Annotated in this window: 11 protein-coding genes; 7 read left to right on the plus strand and 4 right to left on the minus strand. The window is 70.7% G+C overall.

The annotated features are described in order from the left end of the window. The first annotated feature begins 374 nt into the window (after positions 1-374). The gene (gene gyrA / locus WMF39_RS20715; RefSeq protein ID WP_437747206.1) at positions 375-2,996 is read left to right on the plus strand and encodes a DNA gyrase subunit A; all 2,622 of its coding nucleotides are present in this window, start codon (positions 375-377) and stop codon (positions 2,994-2,996) included. On the opposite strand, the gene WMF39_RS20720 is transcribed toward gyrA, so the two are convergent. From WMF39_RS20720 to WMF39_RS20735, 4 genes are all read right to left on the minus strand, one after another. Then, complete coding sequence (locus WMF39_RS20720; protein WP_437747207.1) at positions 2,993-3,559, minus strand: gamma-glutamylcyclotransferase; 567 nt, start codon at positions 3,557-3,559, stop codon at positions 2,993-2,995. The two genes, gyrA and WMF39_RS20720, sit on opposite strands and share 4 nt — an antisense overlap. Positions 3,560-3,602: 43 nt before the next feature. Next, positions 3,603-4,799: a saccharopine dehydrogenase family protein gene (locus WMF39_RS20725; protein WP_437747208.1), complete on the minus strand. Its 1,197-nt coding sequence runs from the start codon at positions 4,797-4,799 to the stop codon at positions 3,603-3,605. Between the two features lie 37 nt (positions 4,800-4,836). After that, positions 4,837-6,297, minus strand: coding sequence for an amidase (locus WMF39_RS20730; protein WP_437747209.1), 1,461 nt, complete (start codon positions 6,295-6,297; stop codon positions 4,837-4,839). 147 nt (positions 6,298-6,444) lie between these two features. Continuing rightward, positions 6,445-7,461 carry a hypothetical protein gene (locus WMF39_RS20735; protein ID WP_437747210.1) on the minus strand — a complete coding sequence of 339 codons (1,017 nt, stop codon included), beginning with the start codon at positions 7,459-7,461 and terminating at the stop codon, positions 6,445-6,447. 412 nt (positions 7,462-7,873) lie between these two features. On the opposite strand from WMF39_RS20735, the gene WMF39_RS20740 reads away from it, so the two are divergent. The 6 genes from WMF39_RS20740 (at position 7,874) to WMF39_RS20765 (ending at position 14,000) form a co-directional block, all read left to right on the plus strand. After that, positions 7,874-8,104 (plus strand): hypothetical protein, encoded by a 231-nt coding sequence (locus WMF39_RS20740; protein WP_437747211.1) that lies wholly within the window; start codon positions 7,874-7,876, stop codon positions 8,102-8,104. A gap of 106 nt (positions 8,105-8,210) precedes the next feature. After that, entirely contained in the window at positions 8,211-8,663 is a 453-nt protein-coding gene (locus WMF39_RS20745) for a hypothetical protein (protein WP_437747212.1), read from the plus strand. Between the two features lie 93 nt (positions 8,664-8,756). Beyond that, positions 8,757-10,466 carry a biosynthetic-type acetolactate synthase large subunit gene (gene ilvB / locus WMF39_RS20750; RefSeq protein WP_437747213.1) on the plus strand — a complete coding sequence of 570 codons (1,710 nt, stop codon included), beginning with the start codon at positions 8,757-8,759 and terminating at the stop codon, positions 10,464-10,466. A 137-nt stretch (positions 10,467-10,603) separates the two neighbouring features. Continuing rightward, positions 10,604-11,152, plus strand: coding sequence for an acetolactate synthase small subunit (ilvN, locus tag WMF39_RS20755; RefSeq protein WP_012236361.1), 549 nt, complete (start codon positions 10,604-10,606; stop codon positions 11,150-11,152). A 105-nt stretch (positions 11,153-11,257) separates the two neighbouring features. Beyond that, positions 11,258-12,271: a ketol-acid reductoisomerase gene (ilvC, locus tag WMF39_RS20760; protein ID WP_012236362.1), complete on the plus strand. Its 1,014-nt coding sequence runs from the start codon at positions 11,258-11,260 to the stop codon at positions 12,269-12,271. Positions 12,272-12,305: 34 nt separating this feature from the next. Further along, positions 12,306-14,000, plus strand: coding sequence for a 2-isopropylmalate synthase (locus WMF39_RS20765; protein ID WP_437747214.1), 1,695 nt, complete (start codon positions 12,306-12,308; stop codon positions 13,998-14,000). The last annotated feature ends 25 nt before the right edge of the window (positions 14,001-14,025 follow it).

Raw genomic sequence — 14,025 nt, forward strand, 5'->3', positions numbered from 1 at the left:
ACGCTCCCGCGCTCTCGCTGCGCTGTCCGGCCCCCCTGATGCGCCCTCGCCAGACGCCTCGCGGCGTCCGGCGAGGAGCCGGCGGCAGGCCGCGATCCGCGCCCGCGCGCGTGGTCAGGAACGCCCTCTGAGGCCGGCAAACCCTTTGCGCCGGCCTGCCCCTTGGAGTACCTGAACGCATCCGTCGCATCCCCTGAACAGCGTGGGTCATAGGGCGGGCGGCGAAGGCCGGACTCCACCTCGTCGCTCGTCGTTCGAGGCCAGGGCCGCTTCTGCTGCTCCGCTCGACGCTCGAGCCGCGCTGGGATGGGCCTCTACGACGGGGGCCGAGCGCGCGCCGCGCCCGCCCCCCGCGCCTCGGGTGCAGGTCCCCCATGGAAGAGACGTCGAACATCCAGCAGAAGGTTCCGGTCAGCATCCAGGACGAGCTCCGGACGAGCTACCTCGACTACGCGATGAGCGTGATCATCGGCCGCGCGATCCCGGACGTGCGCGACGGCCTGAAGCCGGTGCACCGCCGGATCCTCTACTCGATGAACGAGCAGAAGATCGGCCCCACCGGCTCGCACAAGAAGTGCGCGCGCGTCGTCGGAGACGTCCTCGGCAAGTACCACCCGCACGGCGATCTCGCGGTCTACGACGCGCTCGTCCGGATGGGGCAGACCTTCAGCCTGCGCTACCCGCTCATCGACGGGCAGGGCAACTACGGCTCGGTCGACGGCGACTCGCCCGCGGCCATGCGGTACACGGAGTCGCGCCTGTCGCGGATGGCCGTCGAGCTGCTCGCCGATCTCGACAAGGACACTGTCGACTTCGTCCCGAACTACGACGACTCGGAGCTCGAGCCGAGCGTCCTGCCGGCGAAGTTCCCGCAGCTCCTGGTGAACGGATCCGGCGGCATCGCCGTCGGCATGGCGACGAACATCCCGCCGCACAACCTCGGCGAGATCATCGACGCGACGATCGCCATCATCCGCAACCCCGACATCACCCTGGAGGAGCTGCTCCACCTCGTCCCGGGCCCCGATTTCCCGACCGGCGGCCTCATCTACGGCAAGAGCGGGATCGTGCAGGCGTACACGACCGGCCGCGGCTCGATCACGATGCGCGGGCGCCACCAGGTCGAGAAGACGATGAAGGGCGACCGCGAGCAGATCGTCTTCACCGAGATCCCCTACCAGGTGAACAAGGCCCGGCTGGTCGCGAAGATCGCCGAGTGCATGAAGGAGAAGCGCATCGAGGGGATCAGCGAGGTGCGCGACGAGAGCGACCGCGAGGGGATGCGGATCGTCATCGAGCTGAAGAAGGACATCTTCCCGCAGGTGGTCGTCAACCAGCTCTACCGGCTGACGGACCTCCAGGCGACGTTCGGGGTCATCAACCTGTCGATCGCGAACGGGCGCCCCGCGGTGCTGAGCCTGAAGGACACGCTCTCGCACTTCATCGAGCACCGGCGCGAGGTCGTGACGCGGCGCTGTCGGTTCGAGCTCCGGCAGGCCGAGGCGCAGCGCGAGCTCGTCGAGGGGCTCGGGATGGCGACGAGCGACATCGATCGCATCGTCGCGACGATCCGGGCCTCGAGCGATCCGGAGGAGGCGCGGGAGAACCTGCAGAAGCTGCCGCTCCGGGGGCTCGGCGAGTTCCTCCGGCGCGCCGGCCGCCCGGAGCCCGAATGCGCGGAGGCCGACGGCCGCGGCGACTACTTCCTGTCGGAGCGGCAGGCCAAGGCGATCCTCGAGATGCGGCTGTCGCGCCTGACCGGCCTCGAGCGGGAGAAGCTCGCGAAGGAGTACGGCGAGCTGTCGCAGACCATCGAGCGGCTCCGGGCGATCCTGGCCGACATGGGGCTGCTCATGAATGTGATCGTGATGGAGCTCGAGGAGATCAAGGAGCGCTTCGGCGACAAGCGGCGCACCGAGATCGTCCCGGCCGAGGCCGAGATCCAGATGGAGGACCTGATCCAGGAAGAGGACATGGTCGTGACCATCTCGCACGCCGGCTACCTGAAGCGGACGCCGACCTCGACGTACCGGGCGCAGCGCCGCGGCGGCAAGGGGATGGTGGGGATGGAGGCGCGCGAGGAGGACTGGGTGAGCCAGCTCTTCGTGGCGTCGACGCACTCGTACGTCTTCTTCTTCAGCGACAAGGGCAAGGTCTTCGTCAAGAAGGTCTACGAGATCCCGCAGGCGCCTCGGAACGCGAAGGGCCGGGCGATCGTGAACTTCGTCGGGATGGAGCCGGGGGAGAAGGTCGCGGCGATCACGCCGGTGCCGAGCTTCGACGGCGAGACGTTCGTGGTGACGCTGACCCGCCGCGGGCAGATCAAGAAGACGGCGCTCAACGAGTACGAGAACTACCGGGACAAGGGGATCATCGGCGTGCGGATCGAGGAGGGCGATCAGCTCTTCACGGCGGCGCTCACCGACGGCAAGCGCGAGCTCGTGATCGCGACGCGGAGCGGGATGAGCATCCGCTTCCCCGAGGACCAGGTGCGCCCGACGGGCCGCGCGACGATGGGTGTGAAGGGCATCGAGCTCGACGAGGGCGACGTGGTGGTGGGCCTCGGCGTGAGCGGCGACGGGCGCGACCGGGTGCTCGCGGTGTGCGAGCGCGGGTACGGCAAGCAGACGCCGCTCGAGGAGTTCCGGCTCCAGAGCCGCGGCGGCAAGGGCGTCATCCTCATCGACGCGAGCGAGCGGAACGGGCCGGTCGTGGGCGTCGCCATGGTGAGCCCGAGCGACGAGGTGCTGATCGTGACCGATCGCGGGCAGATGATCCGCACCAAGACGAGCGAGATCCGCGAGACGGGGCGCAACGCGCAGGGCGTGCGGATCATGCACGTCGGCCAGGACGAGCGGGTCGTCGCCGTCGAGGCCTTCGCGGCGGACGCGGCCGAGGCCGAGGAGGGCGGCTCGACGCCGCCGGGTGCGGGCGTGGACGGGACCAACGGGGTCGCGGATCACGCGGGCGAGAACGGCAGCAGCGAGGTCAACTAGAGGTCGACCGGGCGGGGAGCTCGGTGGCCAACGAGGCCCGCTAACTCGGTCACGTGCTCGTCGTGGGCGCCCATCGCGACGAGCGCGTCGGCGAGCTGCAGTACATACTCGACGTTCGAGCCGCTCGGGCCGTCCGACGCAAGCACCTGAGCGGCAATCTCGGGGAGCGGCGCAGCGCCCAGGTAGTCGGGGTTATCCGGCGTGGCCAGGTACACGATGGCCGACCGGGCCGCGATCTCCGCGCGCACCGCCGCCCCGTCCGCAAGGTGGAGCGGCACGTCGTGGCGCGCATAGCCGCCCTTCTCGCGGTGGTCCAGCGCGCGGAGCACCTCGTCGAGCTCGGCCTCGGCAACGCGATAGGCCATCCCCCAGCAGCGCGCGCCAGGCGACGGAATCAGCGTGACCACCCGCCCGGGCGCCCCAGGGACGCCCCGATGATCGGTGGACCCCTGCCAGAAGCGGCGGGCCCACCCCGTGATGTACCCGGGCACCATCTGCTCGAAGCGGAAGGCCGGCCGCCAGATCAACGAGCCGTAACCGAAGATCCACGTCTCGCGGTGCACGGGGCGATTGTACCAAACCGCGCCGGCCGTCAGCCGCCGCAGCTCACCCCTCGAGCAGCTCGAACCGGATCCCCGCCGCCTGAAGCCGCTCGATGAGCCGCTCCCCCATCGCGACGACCGGCGTGATGACCCCGGCGCGCGCCGGCAGCCGCTCGCGGTCGAACGCCATGCAGAGCGCCGACTCTGCCACCATCTTGGCCGTCTCCGAGTAACCGGGATCGCCGCCGCTCACCCGCGTCACCACCTTGCGGGACGCGCTCTTCCCCTGGAAGGTCACCTGGAACCAGCTGCGCGCCCGCTCCTCCGCGCTCGGCCCCTCCCCCGGACTCCGCACCTTGCGGAGCAGCTCCCGCGTCGGTCCCACCTTGGCCAGCGCCGTGACCGCGCCGAAGCCGGCGATCCCCATCACGAGCTGCAGCCCGGACTTGACCTGCACGTTGTGGCTGTACTGGAAGTCGGGGCCGTAGGCGTCGAGCTCCCGCGCGCTCCGCAGCACGACGAGCGGATCGATGCTGGGCATCGGGCAGAGCCATGCGCGCAGCCCTTTCTCGTAGTGGATGCGCGTCTTGAGCCCCCGCACCCTGCGCGCCCCGTGCGCGTCCTCGCCGCGCGCGGCGCCCTTCCTTGGGCCGGGGCGCGCCATGATCTCGAGCAGCGACTGCCAGGTGCCGCCGGAGAAGCTGCCGTGCGCGCGCACGATGCCCTCCACCACGATCGGCTCGCCCGCGGGGAGCTTCGTCACCGTGAAGAGCACCCCGAGGTCATGCGGGATGCTGTCGAAGCCGCAGCAGTTGACGATCCGCACGCCCCGCGCGCGGGCAGCCTCGTGGTGGCGCTCGATGAGGCGGTCGACGAACCCGGGCTCGCCGGTGAGATCCGCGTAGTCCGTGCCCGCGCGGATGCACGCCTCGACGAGCGGCTCGCCGAGCGCCGTGTAAGGACCGACCGTCGTGATGACGACGCGCGCCTTCCGGGCCATGCGCTCGAGCGACGCCGCGTCGTCCGACGCCGCCTCGATGACGCCCAGCGAGGAGCACGCCGGATCGATCGCCTCCATCGCCGCCTTCACCTCGGCGAGGCGCCCCGCGTTCCGGCCAGCGATCGCCCAGCGGATGGGCCGCTCTTCTGCGCCGCGGGCAGAGGCGTCCTTGCCCTTGGTGGCGAGATACTCGGCGACGAGGCGACCGGTGAAGCCGGTCGCTCCGAAGACGATCACGTCGTACGCGCGGTCGCTGGTCATGGGGGCAGCCTTGATACCACGACCGCGGGCGGGAACGTCATCGCCGGCACCACGAGAGCGACGGCGGCACCCAGCCGCCGAACGAGCGCTCCAGGTGCTCCGCCACGGCGATCGTCACATGATCGTTGCCGTGGATCGCCGCCACCTGGACGCCGAGCGGCAGCCCCTCGCCGTTGAGGCCCAGCGGCACCTGCGTCGCCGGCATCTCCATGACGTTGAGCACCGCGGTGTATGTCCACTGGAAGGGCGGCAGGAGCGGCGCGTAGTGCCGCGGCGCGGGGCTCGGATAGGACGGGTAGAGCATCACGCCCTGCTCGCCGATGCGCGACACGAGCTCGGCGCGCAGCGCCTTGCCGAGCTCCAGGGCCCGCTCGACGCGCGCCGGCAGCAGCCCGCCGACGTCCTCCAGCAACGCGAGCCCCAGCGCCGGCAGCGTGTGCGTCGAGCGGCGGACCGACCAGCGGGCGAGCTCGCGCGGCAGGCTGACCGGGCGGCCATCACCGAGCAACGCCCGGAACGTGACGCCCCCGGACGTGCCCACCATCGCGGTCCAGATGTCGAGCGCCCGCGCGAGGAGGTCGACCTTCGCCTCGATCACCGTCGCCCCGCAGGCGGCGAGCGCCTCCGCCGCCCTCCGCTGCGCGGCCACGAGATCGGCGCTCACCCGGCGCACCCCGTCGTGCTCGACGGAGAGCACCGTCAGCGTGCCGAGATCGACCGAGGCCGGATCGCCGAGCGGCAGCGGCGCGCAGCCCGGATCGCGCGCGTCGGGGCCGGCGAGGATGCGGAGCACCGGCATGAGATCCTCGGCGCGCCGCGCGATCGGCCCCGTCGTCATGAAGCGGAGCCCTCGCTCGCCCGGCAGCGGGAACTGGCCCGAGGTCGGCACGAGCCCGCCGGTCGGCTTGTGGCCGAAGACGCCGTTGAAGAACGCGGGCATGCGGATGGATCCGCCGATGTCCGAGCCGAGCCCGACCGGCGCGCCGCCCGCGCCGACCACCGCGGCCTCCCCGCCCGAGCTGCCGCCCGCGGTGCGCGCCGGGTCGTAGGGGTTGTTCGTCCGGCCGTAGAGCCGGTTGTTCGTCTCCATCCACATGCAGAGCTCCGACACGTTGGTGACGCCGAGCGGGATGAAGCCGGCCGCGCGCAGGCGCGTGACCGTCACGGCGTCCTCCTCCGCGCGCACGCCGGCGCGTGCGACGAGCCCGGCGGAGTTCGGCATGCCGGCGACGGCGAAGCTCTCCTTGATGGAGCACGGGACGCCGAGGAACGGCGGCGCGCCCGCGGCCCCGCGTTGTTCGAGGAGGGCATCGGCCGCGCGCGCCTCGGCGCGGGCGGCCTCGAACCGGTCCGCCACCATCGCGTTGAGCGTCGGGTTCACGCGCTCGATGTGCCGGATATGGGCCTCCACGACCTCGGCCGACGTCACGGCGCGTTCGCGGATCAGCGCGGCGAGCCGGGTCGCGGAGAGCAGGAGCAGCGGATCTCGTGACAGCATGCGTGCGACCGAGGATCAGGCTCGGGACGACGACCCAGGTCAAGGGTCCGCCACCCCGGGTCCGTCGATCGCCCCCGCCCCATCCCGGGCGCGAGACGCGCGCGGCCCTCGCCGGGCGTCCTCTTGGACGCCGGAGGCGCGAGCCGCCTACTCCTCCGCGGCCTGCTCCGCGCCCGCGGCCTGCTCCGTACCCGCGCGCTGCACCCGCGCGGCGGCGACCGCGCGCGCCCGCGCTCGCTGCGGGAAGGCCCACCGCACCGCCCCGGTGACCAGCCAGTCGACCGCCCCCCGGTCATCGACCTGGACGCCGGGATCGACGTACACCTGCACCCGTTCGCTGAGCTCTGCGCCGACCTCCAGCACGCTCGTCGACACGACGCGGTGCGCTCCGCGGTGGTCGATCGAGAACGCCTGGTCCGGGCTCACCCAGAACCCGTGCGGCAGCTCGATGATCGCGAATTCCCTGATCGTCGACTTCTGGATGGCGTTCCGCCCCGGGTCGCCGCCGAACGACACCGCGTGCTGCAGCTGGGCCCCGAGCCGCGCGGGCCGCGCCACGCGGACGTACGCCTGGACGAGGGGCGCCACCTGGTTCTTTCCCGCGCCGAGCGCGCGCTTCGTCGCCGAGTCGAGGAGGAGATCCGTGCCCAGGACCAGCGCGAACCGCGGCGTGCCCACCACGCGGACGAGCGGCCGGATCAGGATGTCGCCGAGCCCCACGTCGCGCTGGCCCTCGATGTCCCCCGCGTACGCGAGCGGCAGGTCTGCGCGCAGCGAGAACGTCCTGGTGAACGCGTAGTCCCCCCGGAGCACCGCTGCGTTGAAGAAGCCGTTCTTGCCGCTCGAGTAATCGTTCCGGAGCTCGAGGAACGTGCTGAAGTTGGCGGCCGCCCTCGGTTGCGTCCGGGGCGCCGCAGCGGCGGGCCGCTCCGGCGCAGCAGGTGGCTGCGCAGGCGGCGCGGGTGGAAGCGACGGCCGCGCGGGCTGTGCACCGGCGAGCGCCGTGGGATCCCCTGGCTGCGCAGGATCGGCGCGGGCCGCGGCGGCGCCGCTCAGCGCGAGGAGCCCGACCGTGCCGAGCGAGGCCACGCGGCGGCGCTGCAGACCCCAGGGCGAGACCGTTCGATCGGCAGGGCGCGCCTGCGCGACGCGATGCGCTTGCATGCCGGGTTCATGGGTGTGTCGCGCGATCTGGCGGCAGTCAGTTCAAGACAGCAGTCTGCACTTCGGCGGCGCATGAGCCGACGTCCGGTGTTTGCGCACCTCTCCCCGGCACCCCAGCATTCCTGGCCGCGCCCTCGCTTGCGCGCGCGCCACGCGACGCGCTCGGCGCGCCTCGCTCGACTCGCCCGGCGTCGCGCTCGAGCGACGCATCCGTGCACATCGAGCGCAGTGAATCGCCGTTCGAGACACCGCAGACCAAGCTCCCGGACAGCGCCGGTCCGTGCTGAACATCACGCGGTTCACGTGCGCGCGCTCGAACAAAAAACTGCACGAAATGCCGCAGAAACAAGCGATCTGTAAAGAAACAACTTGACGCGACGCAGCAGCTCTGTAGGGTAGAAGCATCTACGCCATGCAGAAGCCGATGTGCACCGCCAGCGCCCACGCCTCCGGCGATGGGACCCTCGCTGAGAAGGTTGTGCACCGTGCTTCGTTGGCGTCCTCGACGGCGCGTTCGTTCGTCGTCGTCGAAGGCGGCGTGTCCGTCGGGCTCCTAGCGGGCCTAGCCATTCCTGCGCTCATCAGCCTAGTTGACGTCGTCGGGCTGATTCGCGTCGGGAACGGGTGCGGGCCGCCGCTCTGAGCTGAAACAGCATGGAGATAGGCCCCCGCACCGAGATGGTCCGGGGGCTTTCGTTTTTTTCGGCCTGAGGGTTCACGGAGAGCAGCCGTCGTCGAAGGAGGATCAGGTGAGCAAGGAACATTCGAGGAAAAATCGGGAGGACGCCTCAATCGAGGCCGTCGGCCAGCGCATCGCGGAGCTCGCCGAGCTCGTCGCCGCGGGATGTGGGGTGCCCGTCGCGTCGAGCGCCGTGCGAGAGGAGTTCGAGGCGCTCGTCGACGAGATCCGCGCCCGAGCCAGCGGGGGCGCCGTCCGCGCGCCCCAGCGCTCCTCGACGCACCTCAAGGGCGCGCGCCCGCACGGCGACGCCGCGGAGGCATCGTTCGAGTTCCATGCTGACCCGCCCTCCGCGCGCTCCAACGTGGACCAGCGCGCTGATCTGCGCGCCAAGCCGGCGAGCGCACCGGGCAGCTCGCGCGTCGTGTCGCTCGACGACGCGCGCAGGGTGCTCGACGCGATCCGCCGCGAGGAGAGCAGCGGCGACGGCCCTCGGGAGGATCTGCAGCGCGCGATCGCCTAAGTTGCTGAGCCTCTGAGAAACGGCGGAACCCCGCGGCCAAGGCGCCCCCATGCGCCCCACCTTCACCCGCGTGACTCGATGGAGTCGGGAATTATGAAACGAACCGGTGCACAGATTATCTGGGAAGTCCTCGTCCGCGAAGGCGTGGACGTGGTCTTTGGCTATCCGGGCGGCGCGATCATGCCCGCCTACGACACGATCCTCGGTTACCCGATCCGCCATGTGCTCGTCCGGCACGAGCAGGGCGCGGCGCACATGGCGGACGGGTACGCCCGCGCCTCGGGCAAGGTCGGCGTGTGCGTCGCCACCTCGGGGCCGGGCGCGACGAACCTCGTCACCGGGATCGCGACGGCGATGCTCGACTCCTCGCCGATCGTCTGTATCACCGGGCAGGTGTCCTCCAAGCTGCTCGGGACCGACGCGTTCCAGGAGACGGACATCACGGGCGTCACCCTGCCCATCACCAAGCACAACTACCTCGTGACCGACGTGGAGGACATCGCCCCCGCCCTCCGCGAGGCGTTCTACATCGCGCGCTCGGGCCGCCCGGGCCCCGTGCTCGTGGACATCACCAAGGACGCCCAGCAGGCGTCGATCGAATTCGAGCCGCCGAAGGGCGAGGTCCGCTTGCCCGGCTACCGCCCCTCGCAGCACGCCGTCCAGACGGACATCGAGAAGGCGATCGACCTCATCGACGAGGCCGAGCGGCCGCTCATCCTGGCCGGTCAGGGCATCGTCAGGGCCGAGGCGACGCGCGAGCTCCTCGCCTTCGTGGAGAAGACGGGGATCCCCGTCGCCTCCACGCTGCTCGGCCTCGGCGGCTTCCCGGCGAAGCACCCCCTCAGCCTCGGCATGATGGGGATGCACGGCGAGGCGTGGGTGAACAACGCTATCCAGGAGGCCGACCTCCTCATCGCGCTCGGGATGCGCTTCGACGACCGCGTGACCGGCAACCTCAAGACCTACGCCGTCAAGGCGAAGAAGATCCACGTCGAGATCGACCGGTCCGAGATCAACAAGAATGTCAAGGTCGATGTCGGCCTCGTCGGCGACGTCCGGGACACGCTGCTGTCGCTCATCCCCGGGTGCAAGCAGCGCAACCGCGGCCCGTGGGTCGACCGCATCAACCTGTTGAAGGGCGACTCGGCGGTCCGTGACATTCAACAATTGCCGTACAACGACAAATTGTACGCCGCGCACGTGATGCACGACCTCTGGCGGCTCACCGACGGCAAGGCGCTTGTGGTAACCGACGTCGGCCAGCACCAGATGTGGGAAGCGCAGTACTACAAGCACGATTACCCGCGGAAGCTCATCACCTCCGGCGGGCTCGGCACGATGGGCTTCTCCCTGCCGGCGGCGATCGGCGCGCGCTTCGCGAAGCCGGAGGATGAGATCTGGGTGGTCGTGGGCGACGGCGGCTTCCAGATGACCGCGTGCGAGCTCTCGACCTGCGCGCAGGAGGGGCTCAAGGTCCACGTGGCCGTCATCAACAACGGCTACCTCGGCATGGTGCGGCAGTGGCAGGAGTTCTTCTACAACCGGCGCTACTCGGCGACCCCGATGCGCAGCCCGGATTTCGTGAAGCTCGCCGAGGCCCACGGGCTGACCGGCATCCGCGTCACGAAGCGCGAGGAGATCGCCGGGGCCGTGGAGCGCGCCCGCGCCACGCCCGGCACCGTGGTCGTCGACTTCCGTGTGGAGCAGGAGGATAGCGTCTATCCGATGGTCCCCGCCGGCGCCGACCTCAACGACATGATCCGGCGCCCGAGCCCCATCGTGGAGACCGGGGAGGACCCGTGAACGCGCCAGCAGACCCACGCGCCCTGGGCGCGCGCTCCAGCGTGAGCGTGCGCCCGTCGGACGGGCGGGGCGCGCCCGAGCGCGCCGCGGCCGGAGCCGGGCGCACCATAGACAAGAGGGACTTTCAAGAGGCATCCATGGATCGACCCATCCTGCGCACGTTCATCGCCTACGTCGAAGACCGCCCCGGCGTGCTCAACCGCGTCGCGTCCCTCTTCCGGCGGCGCGCCTACAACATCGAGTCGCTGAGCGTCGGGCGCACCCACATCGCCGGGATCTCGCGCCTGACCCTGGTCCTCGAGGCGGACGAGGACGGGGCGCGGCGCCTGGAGGCGAACCTCTACAAGCTGGTCAACACCCTCTGGGTCCGGGACGTCACCCACACCGCCTCGGTCGCGCGCGATCTCGCGCTCATCAAGGTGAAGGCGGACGCGACGAGCCGGGCGCAGGTGCTCCAGCTCTGTGAGGTGTTCCGCGCGCGCACCGTCGATGTCGCCCCCGAGGCGCTGACCATCGAGATCACCGGGACCGGCGACAAGATCGAGGGCCTGCTCGAGGTGCTCCGCCCGTTCGGGATCATCGAGATGGTGCGGACCGGGATGATCGTGATGACCCGCGGCGCCGAGGAGGCCGAGGCCAGGTTCGACTCGATCCCCGTGCGCACCGCCGAGAACGGCGCCTCCTGACGGTATGACGACGGTGTAGCGACGGTGTAAAGAGCGCGCGCGACACGTGAACGACGTGAAGGACGGGAGCCGCGAGGTGCGGGTCCCGGTTGTAAGGAGAGAGAGATGGCTAAGATTTTTTACGATAACGACGCGGATCTTTCGCTCATCCAGAGCAAGAAGGTCGCGATCGTGGGCTATGGCTCCCAGGGGCACGCGCACGCGCTGAACCTGCGCGACAGCGGCGTCACGGTGATCGTCGCCCTGCCCGAGGGCAGCAAGAGCCGGCCCAAGGCGCAGGCCGCGGGGCTGCAGGTGGCCACGGTGTCCGAGGCCGCGAAGGCCGCCGACGTCATCATGATCCTCGCCCCCGACACGTCGCAGGCGCGCATCTACAACGAGCAGATCGCGCCGCACCTCGGCCCGGGCAAGACGCTCATGTTCGCGCACGGGTTCAACATCCGCTTCAACACGATCACGCCCCCCCCGTCGGTCGACGTGTCGATGATCGCCCCGAAGGGCCCCGGCCACCGGGTGCGCGAGACGTTCGAGGCCGGCGGCGGCGTCCCGGCCCTCCTCGCCGTCCACCAGGACGCGAGCGGCAAGGCGGAGGCCCAGGCGCTCGCCTACGCGAAGGGCATCGGCGCGACGCGCGCCGGGGTGCTCCTCACGACGTTCGCGGAGGAGACCGAGACCGACCTCTTCGGCGAGCAGGCGGTGCTCTGCGGCGGCGCGAGCGAGCTCGTGAAGGCCGGCTTCGAGACGCTCGTCAACGCCGGCTACCAGCCGGAGATCGCGTACTTCGAGTGTCTGCACGAGCTCAAGCTCATCGTCGACCTCATGTACCGCGGCGGCCTCAACTACATGCGGTACTCGATCAGCGACACCGCCGAGCACGGCGACTACGTGTCGGGCCCGCGGGTCATCACCGACAAGACGCGCGAGGAGATGAAGCGCATCCTCGCCGAGATCCAGAGCGGCGAGTTCGCGCGCAAGTGGATCGCGGAGAACGAGGCGGGCCGGCCGAAGTTCGAGGCGACGCGGGCGAAGGAGCGGGAGCAGCGGCTCGAGATCGTGGGCGCCAACCTGCGCAAGATGATGCCGTTCATCGATCCCGTCACCATCAAGCCCGGCGACTGAGCCTCTCCACTCGTGGGAGGCGGCGGAGAACACCATGCCTGAGATCATTGCGAATCAAGCGATGCCCCCGTCCGATTACGTCCGCATCTTCGACACGACGCTGCGCGACGGCGAGCAGTCGCCGGGCGCGACGATGACATCGTCGGAGAAGCTCGAGATCGCGCTCGCGCTGGCGAAGCTCGGCGTCGACGTCATCGAGACGGGCTTCCCCGCCGCTTCCCCCGACGATCTGCTCGCCGTCCAGACGATCGCCGAGCGCGTGGGCGCGGCCGCGGTCCCCGGCCGCCCCGCCGCGACCCCGCCGATCATCTGCGCCCTCGCCCGCGCCACCAAGGTCGACATCGACAAGGCGTGGGAGGGCGTCGCCCGGGCCGCGCACCCCCGGATCCACACCTTCCTCGCCACGAGCGACATCCACCTCAAGCACAAGCTCCGGATGACCCGGGCGGAGGTGCTCGACCGCGTGCGGGCCATGGTCGCGTACGCGCGCGACATGTGCGCCGACGTGGAGTTCAGCCCCGAGGACGCCGGCCGGAGCGAGCCGGAGTTCCTCTACCAGGTGCTCGAGGCCGCGATCGCCGCCGGGGCCACCACGCTCAACATCCCGGACACCGTCGGGTACACCATCCCGAGCGAGTTCGGCGCGCTCATCGCGGGGATCCGCAAGAACGTCCCGGGGATCGACCGCGCCATCGTCTCGGTCCACTGCCACAACGACCTCGGGCTCGCGACGGCCAACGCGCTGGAGGGCATCCGCGCGGGCGCGCGCCAGGCCGAGGTGACCATCAACGGCATCGGCGAGCGCGCCGGCAACACCGCGCTCGAGGAGATCGTCATGGCGCTCGCCACGCGCCGGGCCGTCTTCGGGCTGCGCACCGGGATCGACACGACCCAGATCGCCACCGTGAGCCGCCTCGTCAGCGCGGCCACGGGCTTCAACGTCCAGCCGAACAAGGCGATCGTCGGCGCCAACGCCTTCGCGCACGAGTCCGGCATCCACCAGGACGGGATGCTGAAGCACCAGGAGACGTACGAGATCATGCGGCCGGAGATGGTCGGGGTGACGCAGACCCGGCTCGTCCTCGGCAAGCACTCGGGCAGGCACGCGCTCCGCAACCGGCTGGAGGAGCTCGGCTACCACCTCGACGAGGCCCAGCTCGCGGCGGCGTTCGCCAGCTTCAAGGCGCTCGCGGACAAGAAGAAGCACGTCACCGATCCCGACATCGAGGCGATCGTCTCGACCACGCGGGCGCAGGCCGACGATCTCTACACGCTCGACGCGCTCCAGGTCGCCTGCGGGACCACGGGCATGCCCACCGCCACCGTCCGCCTCCGCGGGCCGGACGGGGCGCTGCACGTCCGCGCCGCGATCGGCACCGGGCCGGTGGACGCCGCCTACCGGGCGATCGACGAGATCGTCCGCGTGCCGAGCAGCCTCCTCGAGTTCTCGGTGCACGCGGTGACCGAGGGCATCGACGCGCTCGGCGAGGTGAGCGTCCGCGTCCGGGCGGACGCGACGTCGAGCAAGCGGCACCCGCAGCACGACGCCGCGGCGCGCGTCTTCCACGGCCACGGCGCCGACACCGACATCCTGGTGGCCAGCGCGAAGGCGTACCTCACCGCCCTGAACCGGCTCCTCGCGACCTACGGCGTCGAGCCCAAGGACGACGCGGCGGCGTCAGAGAGCAACCAGAGCGGCCACGGCGCCGCCGTCGAGACCGCGAGGTAGGGCCGTGCGCCGAGCGCAGGAGGCC

This window comes from Sorangium sp. So ce1504 (assembly GCF_051521635.1).
Lineage (GTDB): Bacteria > Myxococcota_A > Polyangia > Polyangiales > Polyangiaceae > Sorangium > Sorangium cellulosum_B.

Bases quoted from the DNA above. Each gene is read 5' to 3' on its own strand.
- gyrA (WP_437747206.1), top strand. From the start codon at position 375: ATGGAAGAGACGTCGAACATCCAGCAGAAGGTTCCGGTCAGCATCCAG.
- WMF39_RS20725 (WP_437747208.1), bottom strand. From the start codon at position 4,799: ATGACCAGCGACCGCGCGTACGACGTGATCGTCTTCGGAGCGACCGGC.
- WMF39_RS20730 (WP_437747209.1), bottom strand. From the start codon at position 6,297: ATGCTGTCACGAGATCCGCTGCTCCTGCTCTCCGCGACCCGGCTCGCC.
- WMF39_RS20735 (WP_437747210.1), bottom strand. From the start codon at position 7,461: ATGCAAGCGCATCGCGTCGCGCAGGCGCGCCCTGCCGATCGAACGGTC.
- WMF39_RS20740 (WP_437747211.1), top strand. From the start codon at position 7,874: ATGCAGAAGCCGATGTGCACCGCCAGCGCCCACGCCTCCGGCGATGGG.
- ilvB (WP_437747213.1), top strand. From the start codon at position 8,757: ATGAAACGAACCGGTGCACAGATTATCTGGGAAGTCCTCGTCCGCGAA.
- ilvN (WP_012236361.1), top strand. From the start codon at position 10,604: ATGGATCGACCCATCCTGCGCACGTTCATCGCCTACGTCGAAGACCGC.
- ilvC (WP_012236362.1), top strand. From the start codon at position 11,258: ATGGCTAAGATTTTTTACGATAACGACGCGGATCTTTCGCTCATCCAG.
- WMF39_RS20765 (WP_437747214.1), top strand. From the start codon at position 12,306: ATGCCTGAGATCATTGCGAATCAAGCGATGCCCCCGTCCGATTACGTC.